The sequence below is a fragment of the Hominilimicola fabiformis genome, from assembly GCF_020687385.1.
GTDB classification, from domain to species: Bacteria; Bacillota; Clostridia; order UBA1381; family UBA1381; genus Hominilimicola; species Hominilimicola fabiformis.
The window spans coordinates 92,620-118,106 of the sequence record NZ_JAJEQM010000008.1 but is presented as its reverse complement, the minus strand read 5'-3'; the positions used below and the strand labels follow the sequence as shown (position 1 = coordinate 118,106).

Below are 25,487 nucleotides of genomic sequence, written 5' to 3'. Positions count from 1 at the left end.
TTTGTTGACTTTTCACAAAAAATATGTTATATTTAATTACAATTAATAGTGGTGCAGTATCCTAGTCAGTACGGCTCTTCGGAAAGCGGGCCTAAAAATCCGCCAAATGGCACATCGATGAAGTTTCTGGTGTTTTGCTTTGAACGCCCAGTTCGGGGCTGATGCTGGGAGTTAAGGTTTAGGGGCGGTTTCCAACGGCATGGTAACCTTACCCCCTTTTCCGTGGAGGCCTATGACTGTGGCGGCCCATACCTCCTAAGGGAGCAAGTCGTTACGGCATAGGGGAAAACCTGTTTTGCGGTTAGTAATTCACGTCCTCACAAGGGACGTGGTATGAATGCTGTGGGCAGCGTAGCCAGCCTTGAGTGGATATGGCGGATAGACGCCCAAAACTTTTTCGCCGCTCGGCCAGTGGCAAAAAGGCAATGCGTCTTGAAACCATATTTGCAAAAGAGGATACGGAAAGCTCAGGCTGTTTGGGAAAACTTCTAGGCTGTCGTAATTGAATGAACAGGGGATTGCAGTGCGGACTCAGTGGCAATCCGGTAACTACAAAATAGTATAAGTCTTTAATGGGAAACCGCTTTTTCGGCGACGATTAAGCAGATTTATGGGAAAGCCAACCGGACCTATGCCGCAAACTTTACTCTGTTCATTACCCTATTTAAAATTAATTGAGCCTGTCGACAAGATGTCGCCAGCTCCAAAAATTACATCTTACGATGTGATTTTTGAGTATTTTTAGAGAAAAAATCATAAAGTTCCTCCAAAGTCGAAACTTTAGATTTTATGCCATTTCTGCCGCGCAGGTCGCCAGAAATGATTTTCAATGAGGTTGCACCTCAAACACCCATAAATAAAGTAGACAAAACCATAACGGTTTTGTCTGTAATCTTAGTCGGCATTTTGCCGATTTATTATTATAGAAAAGGAGATTTACAAACTTGGATAAATCTGACTCTCACAGGCGAAAAAAATTTAAAGTACCAAAACCTGATTCAAATGTTTCGACTTCACACAAATGGACGATTTTCGTAATCTTCCTTTCGTTCGTGCTGTCATTGGTATTCAGTCTTATAACATCGGTTGCGATGCAATCGCTTAATTTATTTTTTGCATTTATAGTTTTATTCGCTATCATTGCAATAAATATTTTATTCGATATGATTGGTACGGCTGTTCAGTCTGCTGAAGAAAAGCCTTTTCATTCCCTTGCGGCACGCAAAGTCAAAGGTGCAAGAGAAAGTATTTCCGTAATACGTCACGCACCTCAGCTTGCAAACTTATGCTGTGACGTAATCGGCGATATTGCCGGAATTATTTCCGGTGCAACGACAACTCTTATTGTTTCGGAACTTGTCGCAAAATTTAACCTGAGCGGTATATTGCCGAGCCTTATACTTACAGGTATTGTCAGTTCTCTTACTATCGGCGGTAAAGCTATGTCTAAGGGAATCTCTATGAATAACGGTAATTCAATCGTTTTTACGGTTGGAAAAATAATGAGTGTTTTTAAACGTTGCAAATAACATTAATGGGGCATTGGTGATGGAGAAAATTTTAAATAAAATCGAATCACCCGATGATTTGAAAAAATTAAATAAAGACGAATTGAAAACTCTTTGCAGTGAAATTCGTGAGTTTCTGATTGACAGTGTATCGGAAACCGGCGGTCATCTCGCCTCAAACTTGGGGATTGTTGAATTGACCGTTGCTATTCACACTGTTTTTAATGTGCCTGAAGATAAGATTGTCTTTGACGTAGGTCATCAGTCTTATGTGCATAAAATTCTTACAGGAAGAAAAGACGGGTTCAAGTCGCTCCGTCAGTTCGGCGGAATGTCGGGATTTCCGAAAACAAGCGAAAGTGATTGTGACGTATTTAATACCGGTCACAGTTCAACTTCAATTTCAGCCGCACTCGGTATTGCCAGAGGGCGTGACCTTGCCGGCGACAATTACAATGTAATTTCAGTATTCGGTGACGGTGCTCTTACGGGCGGTATGATGTACGAGGCTATGAATGACGCAGGTCATTCAAAAACACCGCTTATACTTATTTTGAACGACAACGCAATGTCTATTTCAAAAAATGTCGGTGCGGTGTCAAAACACTTGCGTTCACTCAGAATGTCGCCGTTTTATTTCCGTTCAAAACACGCGGTTGAAAACTTTTTAAAAAAAATGCCTACAATAGGCAAACCTACCGCAAATATATTAAAGCAAATAAAACGTTTCTTCCGCAGGCTTGTAATCCCTACAACGATTTTTGACGATATGGGATTTATATATATGGGACCTGTTGACGGTCACAACCTAACAGAAATTATACAGTGTCTTGAATATGCAAAAGAAGAAAAACGGCCTGTCTTTATTCACGTCCACACGAAAAAAGGCAAAGGTTATGCCCCCGCGGAAAGCAATCCGCAAAAATTCCACGGCATATCACCTTTTGACAAAGCTACGGGTGAAACGAAAAAAGGCAGTGAAACATACAGTGCAAGATTTGGCAATACGCTTGTCAGATTAGCGAAAAACAACAAGAAAATAGTTGCAATCACAGGTGCAATGCCTAACGGCACAGGACTTGACGAATTTCAAGAGCAATATAAAGACAGATTTTTTGATGTCGGTATTGCCGAACAGCACGGCGTTACCCTTTCAGCAGGACTGGCAACGGTCGGATACACTCCCGTTATACCGTTGTATTCATCATTCTTGCAACGTGCATACGACCAAACTTTGCACGACGTCTGTCTGCAAAAACTTCACGTTGTATTCCCTATCGACCGTGCCGGTATAGTCGGCGCAGACGGTGAAACACACCAGGGTGTATACGATATTTCGTACTTATCACATATGCCGAATATGACAATTCTTTCACCTGCCACGCTCGATCAGCTTGAATATATGCTCGATTTTGCAATCAATAAATTTAATGCACCGATTGCAATACGTTACCCACGCGGCGGAACAGAGGCTGAAAATGTGCCTTCCGCTTTCACTTTGGGACAAGCACAGCGCATGCAAAACGGCTCGGATGTTACAATTATCGCAACAGGCAGAATGGTTAAACGTGCCGAAGAAGTTGCAAAACTTACAACGAAATCAGTTGAAATTTTAGCTATGCCTACAATAAAACCGCTCGATACAAAGAGCATAATCGAGTCGGCAAAAAAGACAGGCAGCGTTATAACCATTGAGGACAACGTAAAAATCGGCGGTATGGGAAGTATGATAGGCACATTGCTTGAAGAAAACCATATCGACTGCAAATTTAAAATATTTGCTTTCCCCGACCAACCGATTACGCACGGCTCAATAGATGAACTTGATAAATTATACGGACTTGATGCAAAGACGATTGCATCAAAAATAGATTAAAAGGATAAGAACTATGGGAAAAATAAGACTTGACGCACTTCTTGTCAAAAACGGACAGGTACAAAGCCGTGAAAGAGCGAAGGCTCTAATTATGGCAGGACAAGTGTATGTAAAAAACCAAAAATGCGACAAAGCCGGACAGATGGTTGACGAAGATACAACCGTTGCGGAAATTCGCGGCGAAACTTTAAAATATGTAAGCCGCGGCGGATTAAAACTCGAAAAAGCTATGCAGGAATTTCCGATTACCCTTGAGGGTAAAACCACAATGGACATAGGTGCGTCAACAGGCGGGTTCACCGATTGTATGCTCCAAAACGGTGCTGTCAAGGTATTCGCCGTTGACGTTGGCTACGGTCAGTTCGCGTGGAAATTACGTCAGGACGAAAGAGTCGTAAATATGGAGCGTACTAATATCCGCTATGTGACACCTGAGGACATTGGCGAAGAAATTGATTTTGCGTCTGTTGACGTGTCATTTATTTCGCTTAAACTTGTACTGCCCGTTGCAAAAACACTTCTTGCCGATAACGGCGAAATTGTCGCACTTATAAAGCCACAATTCGAGGCAGGACGTGAACAGGTCGGTAAAAAAGGTGTTGTAAAGGACATAAAGGTACACTATGAAGTTATAAAGAAAATTCTTGACTTCGCACGAAGTATTGATTTGCACGTTGCAGGTCTTTCATTCTCACCTATCAAAGGTCCGGAGGGCAACATTGAATATCTTGCATATTTGAAAAAAGCCGAATGTGAGGATAACATCACAGATGAAAAAATACAAGAAATAGTAGACAAATCACACAATCTGCTTTAAGAAAGGAATGAACAGAAATGCTTGCCGAAAATACAGTTTTAACAGGCAGACGTGCGATAACACGTTCATATGCAAAAATAAATCTTACACTTGACGTACTTTCAAAACGCGAAAACGGTTATCACGACATTAAAATGATTATGCAGACAGTATCGCTGTTTGACCTTATTTTAGTCGATAAAACGCACAGGGGTATTTCTATTTCAACAAATTTGCCGTATTTGCCTTGCAATGAAAAAAACATCGCCTATAAAGCGGCAGACGCATTTTTTAAAGCGACAGGTATTCGCGGCGGTGCAAAAATCGTAATTCACAAAAATATACCCGTAGCCGCAGGGCTTGCCGGCGGCAGCGGTAATTGTGCGGCGGTTCTTACCGCAATAAATATGCTCCACGGCAATCCTCTTTCTAATGATGAGCTTATGCATATCGGTGCGTCACTCGGTGCAGATGTGCCGTACTGTTTTGACGGCAGTACACAGCTTGCGGAAGGTATCGGTGAAATTTTAAAACCGCTCTCCCCTATGCCAAATGCGTACATCTTACTTGTAAAACCGCCTATCAACGTATCTACGGCACTTATTTACGAACAAATCGACAACACACCTATCGAAATTCGTCCCGACACAGACGGAATGATTGACTCTTTAAATAATAACGACCTTTACGGCGTTGCAGACAGGCTTTGCAACGTTATGGAAAACGTGACCGCTAAAATGTATCCGATTGTCGGCGGTATCAAAACCAAAATGATTATGAACGGCGCCGTTAATGCCGTTATGAGCGGTTCGGGTCCGACTGTTTTCGGTATTTTTGACGATTTTGAAAAGGCAAAAAAATCCGCCGACAGTTTTGCTTATCAGTTTAAGGACGTATTTCTTACACAAGTTTTAAATTAAACGAGGTGATTATTTTTGGAGAAAGACAAGGATATTATAGAAGTAATCATTGACGAACAACCGACAAACAATAAAAAAATCAAGTTTGCATATTGGGATAATCTCGCAAAGGATTTATCACCGCTGTTTATAAAAGTATCATCGGCAATATGTATTGTGATTGTTTTGGGAGTATTTTTTGTCGGCTTTTTCATACCGAAAAGCGATAACAAAATAACAAAACGACTTGAAAAATTACAAAATACAAATTCGGAATATATTACGGCACAAAACAATTATTCATCGCTTTCCGATGAAATAAATACTCTTAATTCGGATTTAGCCGATAAGAAAAAAAACTATGAAGAATTTACAACGTCGCAAAACGGTCTTGAAAAAATAAATGACGAAAACGATAAACTCGAAAAAGAAAAAGAGGAATTGCAAAACACGGTCAATACAAAGCAAAGCACACTTGATTCCTTGAATAACCAAGCATCATCGACTTCTCAATCAACCTTAACTTTGACATCGGGTACTTACGCAGTCGGAGAAAATATAAAAGCCGGTAAATATACAATTATGGGTTCGGGAAGTATTGCGATTTCGTCATTGGGAAAAGCAAGAGTAAACTCGAATTTAACCGCTGACGGAAAAGATTATGTATTAAACGATGATGAAACAATAAAAATCAAGGGCAAGGCTCAATTTATTCCGATAAAATAATGAAAGGATATGACGATTATGACGCAAAAAAAATTATATGTTATAATACTTTCGTTTTTCACGATTATAATCGGTGTGGTTTGTTTTTCACTCGGCAACTATTTTGACACAAATTCTCTTGCAACAGAAAAACTGAAAACTCAAATATCTGCACTTGAAGAAAATACATCATCACTTACCGATACAAAAAATGATTTGGAAAGTCAGATAAATGACCTAAATTCGGAATTGAGTACAAAAACCACCGTAAATAATTACTTTATGGAGGCAAAGAAAAAGAATGACGAATTAAAAAACGACATTACCGAATTAAATCAAAAGTCATCTGAACTCGACTCACAAATTGAGGAACTGCAAAATCAAAACTCGTCATTACAGGCAACCGAAAAGACAGGCAAAACATATACATTAAAGAAAGACCAAAGCTATACTTGCCCGTCAGAAATACCAGCAGGACGATATATCGCCACAGGTACGGGAACGCTTGTAATTTATTCATCAAGCGGCAAAGCTCGTGTAAGCGAAGATTTGGCTGTTGCTTATAATAATTCGTATTCCTTTACACTTTCCGAAAAAGAAAAAATCAAAGCGACTGATGACATTAAATTAACTGAAATTAAATCAAATTAGCAAAAGGGGACATTAAAATTTAGTGTCCCCGCAGACTGTCGACAAATTGTCCGGAACGTGCAAAATATTATTTTTTATATTTTACAATTTAATTTATAGCTATAACAAATAACAGGCAAGCCTATCTTCGATATACGGCTTGCCTGTGCACTTTTTGCGAAAATAAACTCTAACGTACCATCGTACGCCAACGAGTTCATTTTCACAAAATCCGAACTAATTTCTCGACCTCTGCCGGTGTGTAGACACTTTTGTTCATATATCAATGTCTACTCTGTTGCGTTTACCGCCCATCATAAACGTTTCTATATTCTTAACAATCTCATTCATACATCTGACTCTCGCTTCATACGCACCCCATGCCATATGCGGAGTTAATATAACATTACTGCGGTCTAAAATCCGATTGTACGGACTGTCATTCGTAATCGGCTCAACCGAATACACATCAACACCCAGTCCGCCTATTTTGCCGTTTTCAACCGCCGTAACAAGTGCGTTTTCATCTGCCACAGCACCGCGTGAAACATTAATAAATATAACACCGTCTTTCATTAATGAAATGCGTTTTTCGTCTATCATACCTTTAGTTTGACTTGTAAGCGGTACATGAACGGATATAATATCCGCAACTTTACACAATTCATCAAGTTCAAGCCACTCATAACCCTCATGGTATCTGCGTGAATTTGACACAATTTTCATACCGAGTGCATAAGCAATATCAGCCGTTCTCTGACCTATATTGCCAAGTCCGATTACGCCCCAAGTCTTACCTTTAAGCTCATTAAAATACGGTTTCAAGTGGTTTTGCACACCGCTTATCATATACTTTCCGCTTTTGACATAGTTATTAAATTCATTCAAATGACTTGCCAATGACAATGCCATAGAAACGGTAATCTGTGCAACGGAATCGGTTGAATAGCCTTTTACGTTGCACACACCTATTCCCTTATGCCAACAATAATTTATATCAATATTATCGTAACCTGTTGCCGTAACGCATATCAATTTCAATTTTTTTGCGTCGGTCAAATTATCTTTGTTAAGTTTGATTTTGTTTACGATTATAATATCGGCGTCCTTTATTCTGTCTTTAAGCTGCAGAGATGACGTTGTTTGATAAACGCTCACATCACCCAACTTATTAAACACAGAAAATTCAATATCGTCACCAAGCGTCTTTGCGTCAAGGATTACTATTTTCATATTTTAATCCTCCAAAAGGTCGTGCATTTTGTTCCATATTTCAGGATATAGCTTTTTAAGATTTATCGGTACAAATTCACAGTTTACAAATCCGTGACCGGTCTTTCCGACAGTCATAAGCTTCTTTTCCGGAAGTTTATAGACTTCGTAAGTGAATTCACATCTTGCAACGGTAAGCTTTGTCATTTTACAAGTTACAAGCACTTCGTCCTCATATTTTAAACCGTAATAATACTTTGCAGCCGTTTCGGTAAGCGGTAACATTATCCCCATTTTCTCCATTTCGGTATAGCTCATACCGATTTTTTTGATGAAATCCGTTCTCGCAACTTCAAACCAAGGATAATATCTCGAATGATGGACAATTCCCATCATATCGGTTTCTGCGTATCTTACTGTCAAATGCGTTTCACTTACAAATGCCATTTTTCTTTTCCTTTCCGATGTATATTATTTGGAGCTGTCGACATTTTGCTGGCAAGCTCAATTTATCTCTTCCATTCCCGAATAAACAAGTCCGCGTTTTGCGTCCATAGTAATGGTCGTGCCGCTCTTTAGTACTTTTGTGGCACCTGCCGCCGCAACAATTACAGGAATATCAAGTGCAACCGCAAGCACGCTTGCATTATTCGCCTCGCCCACTTCTTCAGAAATAATACCTGCTGATTTTTTCAAAATAGGTATCATATTCTTTGTGACGTTGTTTGTTACAACAATATCGCCGTCACAGAAACTCTTTTTAAGTTCTTCGTAGCTTGTAGCAACACATACATTAGCCGTTGCATTAATCGAATCAAGTCCGCGGCCGCTTACAAGTATATGACCGACAAGGTGAACTTTCATAATATTAGTCGTACCCGCAACGCCCATAGGTGCACCGCCTGTTATAACAACAAGGTCGCCGTCTTTGATAAGACCTGTCTTTTGAGCACATTCAACCGCATGATCAAAAAGTTCGTCGGTATTCTTTCTTGTTTCACTCATAATCGGGATAACGCCCCACGAAAGATTAAGCTGACGTCTTGCTTTTACACTCAATGTCGGTGCAATAATCGGACAAGTAGGTCTGAACTTTGAAAGCTGCATTGCAGTACCGCCCGAATATGTCAACGCAATTATAGCCGCCGCATGCAAATCATGTGCCGTTGTACAAGTAGCATGGCTGATAGCGTTTGTAACGTCCATACGCGAATCGAAATTCATTCTGTCAAGACGTTTTACATAGTCAATATCATTTTCCGTTCTTTCTGCGATTGTTGCCATTGTCTTGACCGTTTCAACCGGATATTTTCCGATAGCCGTTTCACCCGAAAGCATAATCGCACTTGTACCGTCATAAATTGCATTTGCAACGTCAGTTGCCTCCGCTCTTGTCGGTCTTGGGTTTCTTATCATTGAATCAAGCATTTGTGTTGCCGTAATAACAACCTTACCTGCTCTGTATGTTTTCTTGATAAGGCTCTTTTGAAGCACAGGCAAGTCATGCATATCAATTTCAACGCCCATATCACCTCTCGCAACCATTATACCGTGAGTTTCGCGAATAATATCATCAATATTATCAACGCCCTCGGCATTTTCAATCTTTGCGATTATTCTTATATCTCTGCCTCCATTATCTCTCAAAAGAGTTTTAATTTCTCTTATATCATCGGCAGTTCTTACGAATGACGCCGCAATAAAATCAACGTCCTGCTCGATACCGAAAAGAATATCGTCAATATCTTTTTGGCTCATATAAGGCATTGAAAGTGCGACATTTGGGACGTTAACACCTTTTTTATTTGAAACAACTCCGCCGTTTTTAACCTTACAAAGAATTTTGCTATTCTTTACGCTGATAACTTCCATCTCAATAAGACCGTCGTCAATAAGAATTTTACTTCCCACCTTAACGTCATTCGGAAGATTTGCATAAGTGATAGAAACTTGATTTTCGTCACCCACAACGTCATCTGTGCACAAAGTGAACTTTTGACCTTCTTTAAGTTCAACCTTGCCTTCCTTAAAGTCCTTTATACGAACTTCGGGGCCTTTTGTGTCAAGCAAAATTGCAACAGGAATATTAAGTTCATCTCTGACCTTTTTAATTCTGTTGATTCTTTCTAATGCTTCTTCATGACTTCCGTGTGAAAAATTAAGACGCGCAACGTCCATACCGTTAAGCATCAAATCCCTAAGCACATCTTCGTTGTCGGTCGCCGGACCCATTGTACAAATAATTTTTGTTCTTCTCATAAATCTATTCTACTCCTTTAATAAGTGTTATACCCCATTCTCTCTTATATCAAACGTAACCGTTTGTTTTTTAGCCTCATCTAACAAAAGGCGGACAAAATGTCCGCCTCATATATTATACTGTTAACTTCTTTGCTAAATCAACTAAATTCTGAGGCAATTCTTTCTTCATTGCAAGACCTTCTTCAATATCAACATCAACAATTTCATGTTGTTGCATACATACGATTCTGTTCTGCTTACCTTCAAGTAAAAGCTCAACCGCCTTACAACCCATTTCACTTGCCACAACTCTGTCACGAACTGTCGGACTGCCGCCTCTTTGAACATGACCAAGAATAGTAGCTCTTGATTCAATGCCTGTCTTTTCTTCGATTTCTTTAGCCATTTCAATAACACCGCCGATACCTTCGGCAACGATAATAATAGAGTGCTTTCTTCCTCTTGATTTACTCTCAAGAATAGGACGAAGTACGTCTTCGTCAAAACTCCACTTTCTTTCAGGAACAAGAATAACCTCAGCACCGCAAGCGATACCTGCCTGAATAGCAATATAACCTGCCGCTCTGCCCATTACTTCGATGATTGAACATCTTTCGTGGCTCTGTGCCGTATCTCTGATTTTATCGACTGCGTCTTTAACAGTGTTAAGACAAGTATCGTAACCAACTGTATACTCACTGCAACTGATGTCATTGTCGATTGTACCAGGAAGTGCGATAGTCGGAAGACCTGCCGCACATAAATCTCTCGCGCCTCTGAATGAACCGTCACCGCCGACGACAACAAGACCGTCAAGACCGAATACCTTTGCAATCTCAACAGCTTTCTTTACGCCTGCCTCTTCCTTAAATTCAAGACAACGCGCTGTTTGAAGAATAGTTCCGCCTCTTTGAAGAATTTCAGAAACAGATCTTGCATTCATTTCTTCCAATTCACCGTTTATAAGACCGTTATATCCACGTCTTACACCAAAGACTTTAAGTCCGTAATATGAACCTACTCTGACAACCGAACGAATTGCCGCATTCATTCCCGGTGCGTCACCACCACTGGTTAAAACACCTATTGTTCTTACATTTTTGTTCTCCATAATTTGTCAATCCTCCCACGATTTTTTAAAACAGTTCGTTTTCAAAAATTAAATCCTGTGCTGTTTCCAGCTCCGTACTCGGTACAAGTACCTCGTAACAACTACTCTCATTTCCATTGCAGTTATTTGTGCGTCTTAATTTGGAAATTACTTTATTCGTCAAAAGTACATCTATAAGCTTTTTTGCTGTTTCGATTGACTGCGATACATAAATTACTGTCCACATAAAATAAACCTCCTGCCGATAAGGCAAACCTTATCTCGCATCTGACATTAGCTTACCATGTTTCGTGTATATCTCAGCAGCACCGTTAATCTTTATTGCTGTTGTAACATCTGTGAATTGAGCAAGAAATACCTCTCCCTTATCAAGTTTCTCCGTATGATGAAACTTTGTATCCTTGCCGCTTGTAAGCCCTATAATATTCACACCGTTTTCAAGTGCTTTTACTACAATATACTCATCCATAATTAATACCTCGTTTCGGTAATTTTGCAAAATACTACATCTATAATATAATATAGCATTTCGCAAAATATTTCAAGAGTAAATACAATAAAATTTTTAATTATGCAAGTTTATGTTTTCGTGAATATTGCTACTTTATTTTAACATTATCCTCTCCGAAGATATTTTTTAAGTCATAAATTGCATTTTCTGTACCGTTAAACCATAATCTTCTCGGTACAGACGACATTTTTCTTGTATCTTTAAAGAAAAGTCTTACTTCCATATCACCTTGATACGGTGACAGATACTTTTCTACGTTTTTCAAATTTTCGTCATTTCTCGTTTCAAGCTGAATGTACAGTCTTTTCGGCTCTTTTTTTGCCATAAGTGCCTCGTCCAAAAGCTGAACGGACTGCATTAATATTTTAGGTGCCTCGTCTTCCCTTATCGACAATCTGCAAGCTATCGCAACAAGATTGTCTTCCTGCAAAAGCGGTGAAAATTCATTCAGAACTTTAGGAAATACTATACATTCGACAGAGCCGTATACGTCCTCCACATTAAGAAAAGCCATCTGTGCATTTGAACGTGTCGTTTTATTTTTTCTTGACGCTATGGCGGCGCATATAATCATCATATCGCCGTCCTGAAGTCCGCCCTCAACCGCATGATAGTTGCCGTCCTCGTCTTTATGCACACTGGTTAAAACATCGCTTATATTATATTTTGTAAGTTTTTTTATTTTATCCGTATATTCCTCCATCGGATGTCCGGAAAAATATAGTCCGGTAGACTGTTTTTCCATCTTTAACATCGTCTTTTTGTCAAGTTCGTCAATATTCGGAAATTGCATTTCACTTTGTTCTTCGATTGTATCAAAAAGCGACATTTGACCCGCAACATTATCCCTTGCGGCTTTTGCCGTACCGTCAAGTGCTTTTTCGTAAACAGCCAAAAGCTGTGAACGTTTAACGCCCATGGAATCAAACGCACCGCACGAAATCAATCCCTCAAGCGCACGTTTATTCATATCCCGACCTGCCATACGATCGATAAAATCAGAAAAGGTTTTAAATTCGCCGTTATTCTTACGCTCATTGACAAGATTTAAAATCATCGCACGACCGACATTTTTAACCGCCGACAATCCAAAACGAATACTGTTATTTTCAACAGTAAACGTATCCTCACTTTTATTTACGTCAGGCGGCAAACGGTCGATCCCCATTTCCTTGCAGTTTGCGATATAATGGTTTATCTTGTCAAGGTCATCAATACTCGATATAAGTGACGCCATATATTCAACGGGATAAAACGTCTTTAAATATGCGGTCTGATACGTTACAAATGCATATGCCGCCGCGTGTGATTTGTTGAAAGCATAATTTGCGAAATCGTTTATTTCGTCAAATATCGAAATTGCCGTCTGTTCGTCAATTCCGTTTTTGATACAACCCGGTATATCTCCGTCGTCACTGCCGTAAATAAAGTTTTTACGTTCAATAACCATTTGGTCGGCTTTTTTCTTACTTATAACTCTTCTCATAGAGTCAGCCTTACCGAGCGAATATCCCGCAAGTGTACGCACAATTTCAAGCACCTGTTCCTGATACACCATACAGCCGTATGTAACGTCAAGAATATTTTTCAAAAGCGGGTGCTTATATTTAATTGTTTTTGGATTTTTCTTACTTTTTATATATCGCGGAATTTGTTCCATCGGGCCCGGTCGATAAAGTGCAATACCCGCTATAACATCTTCAAGCGTATCAGGCTTTAATTCCTGCATAAACGACTGCATTCCGGCACTTTCAAGCTGAAATACGCCGTCTGTATTACCGCTTGAAATAAGTTCATATACTTCCTTACAGTCATAATCAATCTCGTCCATATTGAGGTCAATACCCCTTGTACGCTTGATAATTTTCACTGCGTTTTCAATTACGGTAAGGTTTCTAAGTCCCAAAAAGTCCATTTTCAAAAGACCGAGATTTTCAACCGTATCTTTCGTAAACTGCGTCGTTATAAAATTTTCACTGTTTAACTGCAACGGCACATAATTGACTATCGGCTCACTTGTTATAACCACACCTGCCGCGTGCGTTGACGCGTGGCGCGGAAGTCCCTCAAGTGCCATTGACGTATCAAGCAATTCCTTTATTTGTGGGTCATTTTCATAAAGTGCGTGAAGTTCCGTACTTATGTCAAGTGCTTTGCTTATCGTCATTTTCAAATCAAACGGCACAAGTTTCGCAACTTTGTCAACCTCCGCATACGGTATATCAAGAGCACGTCCGACATCACGAATCGCAAGTTTTGCTTTCATTGTACCGAATGTAATTATCTGTGCAACCTGCCCTTCACCGTATTTTTCAACAACGTAATCTATAATCTTTTGTCTGCCGTTTGGTGCAAAGTCTATATCAATATCGGGCATACTTACACGTTCGGGATTTAAGAAACGTTCAAAAATAAGTCCGTATTTTATCGGGTCAACCGTTGTTATGCCAAGACTGTACGCAACGATACTGCCTGCCGCACTTCCACGTCCCGGGCCGACCATAACACCGTTATTTTTTGCAAAATGTATGAAGTCCCATACAATAAGAAAGTAGTCCACAAACCCCATACTTTTTATTACACCGAGTTCGTAATCAAGACGTTTCTGTAATTCGTCCGATACAGGTGAATATCGTTTTTCAAGACCGCTTTGACAAAGTTCACGTAAATATTCAAACGCGTCCTTACCGTCCGGTACTGCATAAGCAGGCAAGTGCCTTGTACCGAAATCAAAATCAACATTACATCTCTTTGCGATTTTTTCCGTATTCTCAATCGCTTGCGGCACATATTCAAAAAGCGACGTCATTTCTTCTGGTGACTTGATATAAAATTCTTCCGTTTCAAACTTCATCCTGTCAGGATCGTCAACCTTTTTTTCCATTTGAATACACATCAAAACGTCTTGATACTTTGCGTCCTCTTTTTTCAAATAGTGTATATCGTTTGTCGCAACAAGTCCGATACCCGTTTCCTCCGACAATCTCAACATATCCGGAATTATTCTCTTTTGTTCGCTGAGTCCGTGGTCTTGAATTTCAAGGAAATAATTATCCTTACCCAAAACCTCCGCATATTTTAAAGCGATTTTTTTTGCTTCGTCATAGTCGCCTCTAAGCAATGCTTTCGGCACTTCACCCGCAATACAAGCCGACAGTGCGATAATACCCTCGCTATGCTCTTTAAGCATTTCAAAATCAATTCTCGGCTTATAATAAAATCCGTCAATATATCCCGCCGAAACAAGTTTTATAAGATTTTTATAACCCCTTTGATTTTCAGCAAGCAAAATAAGGTGACTTGTTTTATTATCAATATCATGTACCTTATCAAAACGGCTTCTCGGTGCCATATACACCTCACAGCCTATAACTGGGTGTATTCCCTGTGATTTTGCTTCACGATAAAAGTCAACCACGCCGTACATTGAGCCGTGGTCGGTAATGGCACACGAATCCATGCCAAGTTCTTTAACTCTTGCAACAAGTTTTTTTATACTTGCCTCACCGTCCAAAAGACTGTATTCAGTATGTGTATGAAGATGGCAAAACTGCATATGCCCCCAACCTCCTTTATATCGTTTCCGCTAACTCAACCAATCTGCTCAGTCTGTGATTTACACCCGATTTGCCAATCGGCGGATTTGTTTTTTCACCCAATTCTTTCAAACTGTCCTCGGGATATTCTTCGCGTAAAATCGCTATTTCCTTTAATACATCGGGCAGTTTATCCCATTGTTTTGCGTCCTTGATTTTTTTTATCGCAAACAAATGCTTTGATGACGCCTTCGCGGCTTTGTTCGTGTTGGCATTTTCACAATTTACACGTCTGTTGACTTCGTTACGCATTTCTTTTTCAATCTGTACCGAAAACAGTTCAAACGCTCCTTGTGCCGCGCCCATATATCCGAGTATATCCGCTATTTCTTCGCTACCCTTGATATAAACAACATTATACCCTTTACGGTATGTTATTTTTGAATTAAAGCCCTCATTTTTAAGCAATTTCTGCAAACGAAGTGCCTGCTCATCGCTTTTCGTATTAAATTCCATATGATACCCTTTTTGAGGGTCTGTAACAGAGCCGCCGCCCAAAAACGCACCTCGCACAAATGATGCTCTGCAACACGAAAACGGTATATCGTCCGATTGCGATATACCGCCTGTGATATTTTCAACCTGATATATATTATCTATAATAATACGCTGTACTTTTGAAATAACCTGTGTTTCCACCTGTATCCCGTAAGCCGTATTTATATCCGCTGTTATTCTCTTTGCAATATTTTCGTTTTCTGTTGCAAACTTAATGCTGTCACTGCCTATATTCCCTCCGAACATCAATGCTCCAGACAATTCATATGCAGCACAGTTCATACAACCGTATTCACTCTTACACAGCTTTTCTTTTATCTGTGATGAAAAAGACATTAAAATAATCCTCTCATATCTTTATCTTATTTATTTTCAAAATAATTTACGTCACTGCCCAATCTCATAATAGTTCTTGCCAAACGGCTGAAATTGTGACGTATTTTATCGTTTCGTACAAGCAAAAGATTACCTTGCACAAGTTTTGCTCTTTTGAGAACGTTTATTGAGTCAATCATAACTTCACGCGCATGTTCGGACGCGTACTTAATTCTAAGACTTTCGGGAATTATTGCGTTGTTCGCAATAACTATATCCGCAATACCCTCATACGAATGACGTTCAATCGCCGCAAGGTGATCGGACACCGTATAATTTTCCGTTTCGCCTGCCTGGCTCATTATGTTGCACACATAAATTTTTACGGCATTACTTTTTTTAATCGCATCAACAACACCGTCCACAAGCAAATTAGGTATAATACTCGTGTAAAGACTTCCCGGACCTAAAACAATTATATCGGCTTTTTCAAGAGCCTTTATAACTCCGTCAACAGCCTTTGGCTTTTCGGGATTAACCATTAATTTAACTATACCGTTTTTAGGGCCGTCATGGTGTACGCCGATATGCGACTCACCCTCAATCAGTCTGCCGTCCTCAAGCAATGCGCTTAGCGTTACAGACTCATTCGTAACGGGATACACCGTTCCTACCACACCTGTAAGGTGGCTGAATTTTTTTACTGCCTCATCAAAGCTTGACGAGGTTTCATTAAGTGCCGCCAAAAAAAGATTGCCAAGACTGTGACCTTTTAAACTTCCGTCTTTAAATCTGAAATTCAAAAGTTCGCCCATTACGGGATCAACCTCTGCCAACGCACTTACGCAGTTTCTCACGTCACCGGGTGCAAGCATACCGAGGTCACTTCTAAGTATTCCCGATGAACCGCCGTCATCGGCAACCGTTACAACCGCTGTTATATTATGAGTATGTAGCTTTAGGCCCTTGAGCATAGTCGAAAGACCTGTTCCTCCGCCTATCGCCACAACCTTTGTATCTGAAATCATCTGCCATTAACTCCTTTCACAAAGCTAACGTCGGCGAAATATTCGCCTTTTAAACTATTCCCTGCCCATATCACGATACGATACATTAACCATATAGTCACATGATTTTAAATAATCCGCAAGTTTATTTGTCATAGTAACACTTCTGTGTTTACCGCCTGTACAACCGATTGCGATTGTAAGAGAAATTTTTCCCTCCTCAATGTAAAGAGGTATCATAAATTTCATAAAATCTTCGAGTTTTTCCATAAAAGTAACCGATTTCGGGAAACTCATAACATAGTCTTGAACTTCCTTATCATTACCTGTTTTATGCTTTAATTCATCAATATAGAACGGATTCGGAAAACATCTTACGTCAAACACAAGGTCGGCGTCAAGCGGCATACCGTATTTAAAACCGAATGCCATTACATTAATTTCAAGTCCTTGCTTTGTATCGCCTGACGCATAAATTTCTTTTAATTCCTGCAAAAGTCCCTGCGCTGTAAGATGTGACGTATCTATAACATAGTCCGAAGCCTCGTAAAGAGCGGAAAGCATTTTTCTTTCCTGTCTTATTGATGCCAAAAGCCCGTTTGTATTTTCAATAGGGTGCATACGTCGTGTTTCTTTATATCTCTTTACAAGTGTTTCATCATCCGCATTGATGTACAAAAGTTTGCAATCGTATCCCTTTTGCTTTAAATCATCAATCTGTGCCAAAAGTTCATTTATCATATCGCCGACACGGGTATCAACAACGAACGCAACATTATTAAATTTACCGTTTACCGAAGTCAGCATTTCCGAAAACTTCGGTATAAGCATAGGAGGCATATTATCTATACAGAAATATCCCATATCCTCCAAATATCTTATTACTTTAGTTTTTCCGCTGCCCGACATTCCTGTTACTATTGTATATTGCATCCGATTTCTTCTCCTTACTGTTCCCCTATAAGCCTTACTTCAGGCTCTAATTTCACTCCGAATTTTTCTTCCACGGTATCTTGTACATACTTAATTAAATCCAAAACATCCTTAGCCGTTGCACCGCCTTTGTTTACAACAAAGCCTGCGTGCTTGTCGCTGACCATTGCACCGCCTACGGAATATCCCATAAGTCCCGCATCCTGTATCAGCTTACCTGCAAAATAGCCCTCCGGACGTTTAAATGTACTTCCCGCCGACGGCTGTGACAAAGGCTGTTTATCACTTCGTCTTTTATTGTAATCAGCCATCAATGCCTTAATTTCGTCATAATTGCCTTTTTTAAGTTTTAATTTACAAGATAGAATGGTATAACCGCCGTTTTCAAACATACTGTGACGATAACCGAAATCAAGCTTATCTGCCGTTTCGGTTTTTATAAGTCCGTCAGGACATATAAATGTTACGTTTTCAATTATATCCTTAAGCTCACCGCCGTAAGCTCCTGCATTCATATATATACCGCCGCCGAGTGTACCCGGTATTCCGCCGGCAAATTCAAAACCGGTAAGATTAGCCTCAAGGATTTTCTTTGAAAGCGTTGACATCAGTATTCCTGCGTCGGCATATACTTCTTCATCCTCAATTCTGCACTTTGACATACCGTTTCCAATGTGTATGACAACGCCTCTTATACCGCCGTCACCGACAAGCATATTTGAGCCGTTGCCCATAAGCATATACGGTGTATCGGTATCTTTGCAAAAATGAATAATTTTTTCGATTTCAAGTGCGTTTTCAGGCGATACAAACGCGTCTGCCGTGCCGCCTATTCTGAATGTTGTATGCTTACTCATAGGTTCATCGTAAACAACATTGTCAGTAATAGCCGAAAGTCTTTCTCTGTCTAACATATATTCCGCCTTTCCGTAATTACATATGCCACTTAAACAGTTCTTTTCCCTTTTCTTTCATATATGCTTCAAATGATTTTAAATCTCTGTTTATAACCAATTTTTCGGGGAATGAAATTTCACTGAGCATACCAAGCGCATTATTGTAATTACCCAAATCAAACGTAATGTGTGCGTCAGAACTTACAACTATTCCGACTTCTTTTTCCTTGCATATTTCCGCAATTTTTCTGCAATTCGGAATACTTGCTTTTCTGACGTCAAACGAATGATTGTTTATTTCTATTAGCTTATGATTTTTCTTTGCAAGGTCTATGATTTTTTCATAATCATACGCAAAAGCCGGTGAACCGCTGTGACATATAACATCTACAAGAGGGTTGTTGACTATCGCCAAATATGCGCTCGTATGGTCTGTTGCGTCACCGTCCTTGTAGCAAGGAGCGTGTATACTTGCATTTACAACGTCAAGTTTTTCAAGTACCTCATCGGCAAGATCTATATTACCCTCCAAGTCAAGTATATTCACTTCCGCACCGTATAATATCTTTACACCGTATATTTCACGCGGAATGGCCTTCAAATTCTGAAAATGCCAAGGGTGTGCACCGTCGGGAATAGCAGGTGCGTGGTCTGTTATCGCAATAGCCTCCATTCCTGCCTCCGACGCATATTTTGCCATTTCAAGAACTGTTGAATATGCGTGTGTACTTGCCAATGTATGTGTATGTGTGTCCAATAATATCTTCACGTTATATCTTCCTTATCTAAAAATTACAATAGTTTGGAGCTGTCGACATTTGTCGACAGGCTCTTTACAAATTACCAAGCTGACTTTCCATCTGGCTCATAAGTCTGTTGTTAAGCTCAACAGCCGCATTATATCCCATACGTTTCTGTCTGTTATTCATTGACGCAACTTCGACAATTACCGCAAGGTTTCTGCCAAGTTTTACAGGTATCGTAAGTGACGGTACGTTTATACCCATTATATTTGTATACTCATCCACCATACCGAGTCTGTCATATTGCTTGCCCTCTTCCCAAGGCTCAAGATGAATAATCATATCAATATTTTCAGTGTCTTTAACCGCACCTATACCGAATATTTCCTTTACGTCAATAATACCGATACCGCGCAGTTCAACGAAGTGACGTATAATTTCAGGTGACGAGCCGACAAGCGTCTTGTCCGAAACTCTCTTAATTTCAACCGCGTCATCGGCAACAAGTCTGTGACCTCTCTTAACAAGCTCGATAGCCGTTTCACTCTTTCCGACGCCGCTCTCACCCAAAATAAGAATACCCTCGCCGTATACTTCGACAAGCACACCGTGACGTGTACGTCTTGGTGCAAGCTGTACATTAAGATACGCAATAAGCGCACTCATAAATGCCGAAGTACCGCTCTCACTTCTCAAAAGCGGAACATTATACTTTTCAGCCAATTCAATCATTTCAGGGAAAATCTGAAGTCCTCTTGTGACGATAAGTGCAGGAATATGCTGTGACATAAGTTTTTCAATCTTCTCCGCTCTCTCGTCGGCATGGAACTGTTCAAGGTAAGTAAATTCAACCTTTCCCATAATCTGAATACGACTATTGTCAAAATAATCGAAAAATCCCACCATTTGAAGTCCCGGTCGGTTTACGTCTGTATTTGTTATCATTACAGAATCAAGATCATCAGTTTCGTAAATCTTTTCAAGTTCAAACTCCTCAATAACCTTTTTTAGCGGGAGCTTATATTCATCAACATTCATCATTTGGAACGTCCGCCTTTCATGACATTTTTATAAATATCCTATTTTATTATTATAACCCATACCGATACATTTTTCAATAAAAAATACATAAGTTTTTAGCTGTATTTACGGTTATAATATGTGCAAAAGCATAATTTTAAAAAAATTTAATAAAAAAGTAATAAAAGTCTTGCATTATTAAAAATTTTGTGTTAAAATATTTCTTGATGTTTTAACAAACGTGTCAGGAGGTGTAATGAAATGGCAAAATGTGATGTTTGCGGAAAAGGCGTTGCTTTCGGTATTAAGGTCAGCCACTCTCACAGAAGATCTAACAGAACTTGGAAGCCAAACGTAAGAAAGGTTAGAGCAGTTGTTAACGGCTCAGTTAAGTCAATGCATGTTTGTACTCGTTGCCTACGCAGCGGAAAGGTAGAACGTGCTGTTTGATTACTTTTTTAGATAGAGACAGCTTGCTATTTTTTAGGCAGGCTGTTTTTTTCTTACTTTTATTCATTACATACCGCAATTTATTTTCAAAAAATAAGTCAATTTTTTTATAAATTAAATTGCTTTTTATTGGTTTTTCTGTTATAATAGTTTAGAATAGATTTTGAAGGGGTGTATCGGATTGGAGAAACTCTTAGTCAAGGGTGGTAACAAGCTTAAAGGCGAAGTTACTATAAGCGGTGCAAAGAATGCCGCAGTCGCAATATTGCCGGCTTGCCTTTTGGTTAAAGGTAATTGCAGAATTGAAAATCTGCCTGATATAAAAGACGTAAAATTATTTTTACGAATACTTGAACAGCTTAATGCTGATGTTAAATATATAGATAAAAATACTGTTGATATAGATTGTACAAATGTTGATTCATATCGTCCGTTGGGTGACCTTACACGCAAAATGCGTGGTTCAAGCTATCTTATGGGCGCACTTTTGGGTCGTTTTTCTAATTTTATTGTTGACCCGCCGGGCGGATGTGACTTTGGTACACGTCCTATCGATCAGCATATAAAAGCATTTGAAACGCTCGGTGCTGACATTGACACATCAAAAGGTGTTATCGAAGGTTCTGCCGAAAATCTTTCTGGCGGAAATATTTTCTTTGACGTTATAACCGTCGGAGCGACAATCAACGCTATGCTTGCGGCGACAACCGCAAACGGTATTACCGTTATCGAAAATGCCGCAAAAGAACCTCATATTGTTGATCTTGCGAATTTTCTTAACAATATGGGTGCAAACATAAGAGGTGCGGGAACTGATACAATTAAAATTAAAGGTACAAAAGATTTGCACGGCGGAACATACACAATTATCCCCGACCAAATTGAAGCAGGTACATTTATGATAGCGGCAGCCGCTACAAGAGGCGATGTTGTTCTTAAAAATGTAATTCCGCGTCACCTTGAAATCATAAGTGCAAAACTTATCGAGGCAGGCGTTAATATTTCAGAGGGTGAAGACAGCGTAAGAGTTTGGGTTAATGACGATACAAAGTTTAAACACATTAATTTTATCGCTATGCCTTATCCCGGATTTCCTACCGATATGCAGCCTCAGCTTGTAACGTTCCTTACAACAATCGAGGGTACAAGTATGGCGCGTGAAGGTGTTTGGGACAATCGTTTCAGATATGTAAACGAATTAAAGCGTATGGGTGCTGATATTCGAGTTGAGGGCAAACTTGCGATTATTGACGGTGTTAATTCACTTATCGGTGCGCACGTTAAAGCAACAGACCTTCGTGCAGGTGCGGCAATGATTATTGCCGGTCTTATGGCTGAGGGTACTACCGAAATCACCGACATCTATCATATTGACAGAGGTTACGAAAACTTTGAAGAAAAGTTCGTTAAACTCGGTGGCAGTATTGAAAGAGTACAAGTCGTTGACGATTTATTGGATTAATTCAAAAATACAAGCCTGCTTGACTTTTGTCGGCAGGCTTAATTAATTTTAGGAAGGTTAAAATGGCTACTTTTGTTTCACTTATAAGCGGTTCGTCCGGTAATGCGACATTCGTTTCGGACGGCAAAACAAATTTACTTATAGATTGCGGTATGTCGGGTGCAAAATTAAAAGAATCGCTTCACGCTATTGACGTAATGCCAGAAAGCATTGACGCACTCCTAATAACGCACGAACACGTTGACCATACAAAAGGTGCAGGGGTTATTTCAAGACGCTACAATATTCCTATTTACACCACACAAGGGACTCATACAAGTATGGATATAGGCAATATCGCCGATGAAAATATTAAAATAATCACCGAAGATACAGATTTTGAAATAGGCAATATCGGAATACGTCCTTTTGCAATTCCGCATGACGCCACACAACCTGTCGGTTTTAATTTTATGATTGGCGATGAAAAATATTCGCTTGCAACAGATATAGGTAAAATAACAAAAAGTATTTTAGAAAAGATAACAGGCAGTAAAAAAATATTGCTTGAATCAAATCACGACGTTGAAATGCTGAAATGCGGTACATATCCGTATCCGCTGAAACGCAGAATATTGGGTGAATATGGTCACTTGTCAAACGAAACCGCCTCAAAAGTCGCTCTGCACCTTGTACAGAACGGCACTGAACACATTATGCTCGGTCATTTAAGCAAAGAAAACAACCGTCCGGAAATAGCTATGCTCGAAACATACAATTTACTTTCACAGTCGGGTGTCGATGTCGGCAAAGATATGACTTTGCAGGTTGCCGACAGATATAAGCCCACTTTATTTTAAACGGAGGAAAATATGAATATAACTGTTATTTCCGTAGGCAAAATTAAAGAAAAATATTTCACTGCCGCTATTGACGAATATTCAAAGCGACTTTCAAGGTTCGCGAAATTAAATATAATCGAAGTAGCCGATGAAAAGATACCCGATAATGCATCAGAAAAAGAAATGGAGCAAATAAAAGAAAAAGAGGGAAATAAAATCCTTGCAAAACTTCCGCAAAATTCGTTTGTCGTTACACTTTGTATTGAGGGTAAAGAACATTCTTCCGAAGAATTAGCGAAAAAAATCGCCGATATTTCAATGACTTCAAGTCATATTACATTCATAATCGGCGGCTCACTCGGTCTTTCCGATACCGTAAAATCAAAGTCGGCATTAAGATTGAGTTTCGGTAAAATGACACTTCCCCACCAACTTATGCGTGTCGTTCTTCTTGAACAAATTTACCGTGCATTTAAAATTAATAATAATGAAAGTTATCATAAATAATTTGATATACGCAAAAAGGAGCGAAAAATCGCTCCTTTTCATTTATCTGTTATTGTTTATAAATTCAACAACGTCATTAACTGCGTCATCAATATTCTTTTCAACTGCATTTTCTGCTGTTCTTTCCTTATATTCAACAACGCCCTCGCCGCATTTTTTACCTACGACAATTCTTACAGGAATACCGATAAGGTCAGCGTCTTTGAACTTAACGCCGGCTCTTTCGTTTCTGTCGTCAAGCAATACTTCTATTCCCTTTACCTTTAGGTCATTATATACTTTTTCGGCAATTTCACTCTGTTCTTCATTCTTAGAATTTACAGGAATAACGATTGCGTGATACGGTGCGATTGATACAGGCCAGATAATACCGTTTTCGTCATTGTTTTGCTCGATAGCCGCTGCAAGACAACGTGTAACGCCTATACCGTAGCAACCCATAATAACAGTCTTGCTCTTTCCTGTTTCGTCAAGGCTCTTTAGTCCAAGTGCGTCAGAATACTTTGTACCAAGCTTGAATATATGTCCCACTTCGATACCTTGAGCAGTCTTTATAGGCTTGCCACACTTAGGGCAAACGTCGCCTGTTTCGATTGTACGAATATCAGCAACTTCTGTCGGTGTGAAGTCCTTATTGATATTTACGTTCTTATAGTGCATATCTGTTTCATTTGCACCAACAATAAAGTTCTTCATCATTGCGACTTCTTTATCAACGTATACAGGAATATCAAGTCCCACAGGGCCTGCAAAACCAACTTCTGCATTTGTAATCTGTCTTACCATAAACGGCTCAGCAAGTTCCAAATCGTCCACACAGCCGACAAGATTTTTAAGCTTAACTTCGTTTACTTCTCTGTCACCTCTTACCATTGCGGCAACATACTTATCGTCAGCCTTATATATTATAGTCTTTGCAAAGTTATAAGCCTCTGCATTTAAGAAACTTACAAGTTCTTCGATTGTATGAGCATTCGGAGTATGGATTTTTTCCATATCAAAATCACCCTCAGGTGACGGCTTTTCTTGAGGAATACATTCAGCTTTTTCATAGTTAGCCGCATATCCGCAATCATCACAATACGCAATACCGTCCTCACCGATTGGTGACTTAACCATAAATTCCTGACTTCCGCTGCCGCCCATAGCACCGCTGTCAGCGTCAACGATAGTGAAATCAAGTCCAAGACGGTTGAATATTCTGCAATATGCGTCATACATTTTTTGATATGACTTATCAAGTCCTTCTTCCGTAAGGTCAAAGCTATACGCGTCCTTCATTATAAATTCACGGCTTCTTATAATGCCGAATCTCGGACGTCCCTCGTCACGATACTTATGCTGGATTTGATATAAAGTCATTGGATATTCTTTATATGAACGAACACTGTCAATTACAGTTTGAGTGAAAAGTTCCTCGTGTGTAGGACCAAGACAGAAATCACGGTCGTTTCTGTCTTTCATTTTGAACATACTCGGTCCGAACACTTCCCATCTGCCCGAAGCCTGATAAGCCTCTGCCGGCAAAAGTGCAGACATCAAAAGTTCCTGTGCACCAGCGTTGTCCATTTCTTCACGGACAATCTGTTCAACCTTTTGCAAAGTGCGAAGTCCAAGCGGAAGATATGAGTATATACCTGCCGCAAGTTTTCTGATAAGACCTGCTCTCAACATTAATTTATGACTTGTTATTTCCGCCTCTGCCGGTACTTCTCTAAGCGTCGGCATAAGCAAGTTAGACATTCTCATT

At 39.6% G+C, this 25,487-nt stretch carries 24 protein-coding genes; 10 read left to right on the top strand and 14 right to left on the bottom strand.

Annotation, left to right across the window (positions count from 1 at the left end; translation table 11 throughout):
* The first annotated feature begins 944 nt into the window (after nucleotides 1-944).
* Genes LKE05_RS07365 through LKE05_RS07340 form a run of 6 tightly spaced genes read left to right on the top strand, consistent with a single transcriptional unit; the run spans nucleotide 945 to nucleotide 6,435 of the window.
* The gene (locus tag LKE05_RS07365) at nucleotides 945-1,529 is read left to right on the top strand and encodes a hypothetical protein (RefSeq protein WP_022230440.1); all 585 of its coding nucleotides are present in this window, start codon (nucleotides 945-947) and stop codon (nucleotides 1,527-1,529) included.
* A gap of 19 nt (nucleotides 1,530-1,548) precedes the next feature.
* On the top strand, nucleotides 1,549-3,384 hold the full coding sequence (gene dxs / locus LKE05_RS07360) for a 1-deoxy-D-xylulose-5-phosphate synthase (protein ID WP_308456401.1): 1,836 nt from the start codon (nucleotides 1,549-1,551) through the stop codon (nucleotides 3,382-3,384).
* A gap of 13 nt (nucleotides 3,385-3,397) precedes the next feature.
* Nucleotides 3,398-4,201, top strand: coding sequence for a TlyA family RNA methyltransferase (locus LKE05_RS07355; RefSeq protein ID WP_022230438.1), 804 nt, complete (start codon nucleotides 3,398-3,400; stop codon nucleotides 4,199-4,201).
* Between the two features lie 17 nt (nucleotides 4,202-4,218).
* Entirely contained in the window at nucleotides 4,219-5,100 is an 882-nt protein-coding gene (gene ispE / locus LKE05_RS07350; protein ID WP_308456400.1) for a 4-(cytidine 5'-diphospho)-2-C-methyl-D-erythritol kinase, read from the top strand.
* A gap of 15 nt (nucleotides 5,101-5,115) precedes the next feature.
* Nucleotides 5,116-5,805, top strand: a complete 690-nt coding sequence (locus LKE05_RS07345; protein WP_308456399.1) for a hypothetical protein — start codon at nucleotides 5,116-5,118, stop codon at nucleotides 5,803-5,805.
* Between the two features lie 18 nt (nucleotides 5,806-5,823).
* Nucleotides 5,824-6,435 carry a hypothetical protein gene (locus LKE05_RS07340; RefSeq protein ID WP_308456398.1) on the top strand — a complete coding sequence of 204 codons (612 nt, stop codon included), beginning with the start codon at nucleotides 5,824-5,826 and terminating at the stop codon, nucleotides 6,433-6,435.
* Between the two features lie 255 nt (nucleotides 6,436-6,690).
* On the opposite strand, the gene LKE05_RS07335 is transcribed toward LKE05_RS07340, so the two are convergent.
* The 13 genes from LKE05_RS07335 to hprK all read right to left on the bottom strand — a co-directional run bounded on the left by LKE05_RS07335 (nucleotide 6,691) and on the right by hprK (nucleotide 20,515).
* Nucleotides 6,691-7,647, bottom strand: a complete 957-nt coding sequence (locus LKE05_RS07335; protein WP_308456397.1) for an NAD(P)-dependent oxidoreductase — start codon at nucleotides 7,645-7,647, stop codon at nucleotides 6,691-6,693.
* Nucleotides 7,648-7,650: 3 nt separating this feature from the next.
* Nucleotides 7,651-8,073, bottom strand: coding sequence for an acyl-CoA thioesterase (locus tag LKE05_RS07330; RefSeq protein WP_308456396.1), 423 nt, complete (start codon nucleotides 8,071-8,073; stop codon nucleotides 7,651-7,653).
* A 57-nt stretch (nucleotides 8,074-8,130) separates the two neighbouring features.
* A complete protein-coding gene (gene pyk, locus LKE05_RS07325; RefSeq protein WP_308456395.1) occupies nucleotides 8,131-9,885 on the bottom strand; it encodes a pyruvate kinase in 1,755 nt (584 codons plus the stop codon).
* Nucleotides 9,886-10,000: 115 nt separating this feature from the next.
* Nucleotides 10,001-10,978 (bottom strand): 6-phosphofructokinase, encoded by a 978-nt coding sequence (gene pfkA / locus LKE05_RS07320; RefSeq protein ID WP_022230420.1) that lies wholly within the window; start codon nucleotides 10,976-10,978, stop codon nucleotides 10,001-10,003.
* 25 nt (nucleotides 10,979-11,003) lie between these two features.
* On the bottom strand, nucleotides 11,004-11,204 hold the full coding sequence (locus tag LKE05_RS07315; protein WP_022230419.1) for a hypothetical protein: 201 nt from the start codon (nucleotides 11,202-11,204) through the stop codon (nucleotides 11,004-11,006).
* A gap of 30 nt (nucleotides 11,205-11,234) precedes the next feature.
* A complete protein-coding gene (gene mtrB / locus LKE05_RS07310) occupies nucleotides 11,235-11,447 on the bottom strand; it encodes a trp RNA-binding attenuation protein MtrB (protein ID WP_022230418.1) in 213 nt (70 codons plus the stop codon).
* Between the two features lie 130 nt (nucleotides 11,448-11,577).
* Entirely contained in the window at nucleotides 11,578-15,045 is a 3,468-nt protein-coding gene (locus LKE05_RS07305) for a DNA polymerase III subunit alpha (protein WP_308456394.1), read from the bottom strand.
* A 16-nt stretch (nucleotides 15,046-15,061) separates the two neighbouring features.
* Nucleotides 15,062-15,919: a DNA-binding protein WhiA gene (gene whiA / locus LKE05_RS07300; RefSeq protein ID WP_022230416.1), complete on the bottom strand. Its 858-nt coding sequence runs from the start codon at nucleotides 15,917-15,919 to the stop codon at nucleotides 15,062-15,064.
* Between the two features lie 26 nt (nucleotides 15,920-15,945).
* Nucleotides 15,946-16,926 carry a gluconeogenesis factor YvcK family protein gene (locus tag LKE05_RS07295; RefSeq protein ID WP_308456393.1) on the bottom strand — a complete coding sequence of 327 codons (981 nt, stop codon included), beginning with the start codon at nucleotides 16,924-16,926 and terminating at the stop codon, nucleotides 15,946-15,948.
* A 54-nt stretch (nucleotides 16,927-16,980) separates the two neighbouring features.
* Nucleotides 16,981-17,838 carry an RNase adapter RapZ gene (gene rapZ, locus LKE05_RS07290; RefSeq protein ID WP_308456392.1) on the bottom strand — a complete coding sequence of 286 codons (858 nt, stop codon included), beginning with the start codon at nucleotides 17,836-17,838 and terminating at the stop codon, nucleotides 16,981-16,983.
* Between the two features lie 14 nt (nucleotides 17,839-17,852).
* Nucleotides 17,853-18,752 carry a UDP-N-acetylmuramate dehydrogenase gene (gene murB, locus LKE05_RS07285; RefSeq protein WP_308456391.1) on the bottom strand — a complete coding sequence of 300 codons (900 nt, stop codon included), beginning with the start codon at nucleotides 18,750-18,752 and terminating at the stop codon, nucleotides 17,853-17,855.
* 19 nt (nucleotides 18,753-18,771) lie between these two features.
* A complete protein-coding gene (locus tag LKE05_RS07280; RefSeq protein WP_147513532.1) occupies nucleotides 18,772-19,503 on the bottom strand; it encodes a phosphatase in 732 nt (243 codons plus the stop codon).
* Between the two features lie 64 nt (nucleotides 19,504-19,567).
* Nucleotides 19,568-20,515 (bottom strand): HPr(Ser) kinase/phosphatase, encoded by a 948-nt coding sequence (gene hprK / locus LKE05_RS07275; protein WP_308456429.1) that lies wholly within the window; start codon nucleotides 20,513-20,515, stop codon nucleotides 19,568-19,570.
* 243 nt (nucleotides 20,516-20,758) lie between these two features.
* On the opposite strand from hprK, the gene rpmB reads away from it, so the two are divergent.
* The 4 genes from rpmB to rlmH all read left to right on the top strand — a co-directional run bounded on the left by rpmB (nucleotide 20,759) and on the right by rlmH (nucleotide 23,737).
* Nucleotides 20,759-20,947, top strand: a complete 189-nt coding sequence (gene rpmB, locus LKE05_RS07270; RefSeq protein ID WP_022230410.1) for a 50S ribosomal protein L28 — start codon at nucleotides 20,759-20,761, stop codon at nucleotides 20,945-20,947.
* A 181-nt stretch (nucleotides 20,948-21,128) separates the two neighbouring features.
* On the top strand, nucleotides 21,129-22,409 hold the full coding sequence (gene murA / locus LKE05_RS07265; RefSeq protein WP_022230409.1) for a UDP-N-acetylglucosamine 1-carboxyvinyltransferase: 1,281 nt from the start codon (nucleotides 21,129-21,131) through the stop codon (nucleotides 22,407-22,409).
* Between the two features lie 62 nt (nucleotides 22,410-22,471).
* Nucleotides 22,472-23,248, top strand: a complete 777-nt coding sequence (locus LKE05_RS07260) for an MBL fold metallo-hydrolase (RefSeq protein WP_308456390.1) — start codon at nucleotides 22,472-22,474, stop codon at nucleotides 23,246-23,248.
* Between the two features lie 12 nt (nucleotides 23,249-23,260).
* Entirely contained in the window at nucleotides 23,261-23,737 is a 477-nt protein-coding gene (gene rlmH / locus LKE05_RS07255) for a 23S rRNA (pseudouridine(1915)-N(3))-methyltransferase RlmH (protein WP_117965099.1), read from the top strand.
* 42 nt (nucleotides 23,738-23,779) lie between these two features.
* Here the strand turns inward: rlmH and LKE05_RS07250 are convergent, their stop codons facing one another.
* A complete protein-coding gene (locus tag LKE05_RS07250) occupies nucleotides 23,780-25,486 on the bottom strand; it encodes a proline--tRNA ligase (RefSeq protein ID WP_022230406.1) in 1,707 nt (568 codons plus the stop codon).
* Nucleotide 25,487: the final 1 nt, after the last annotated feature.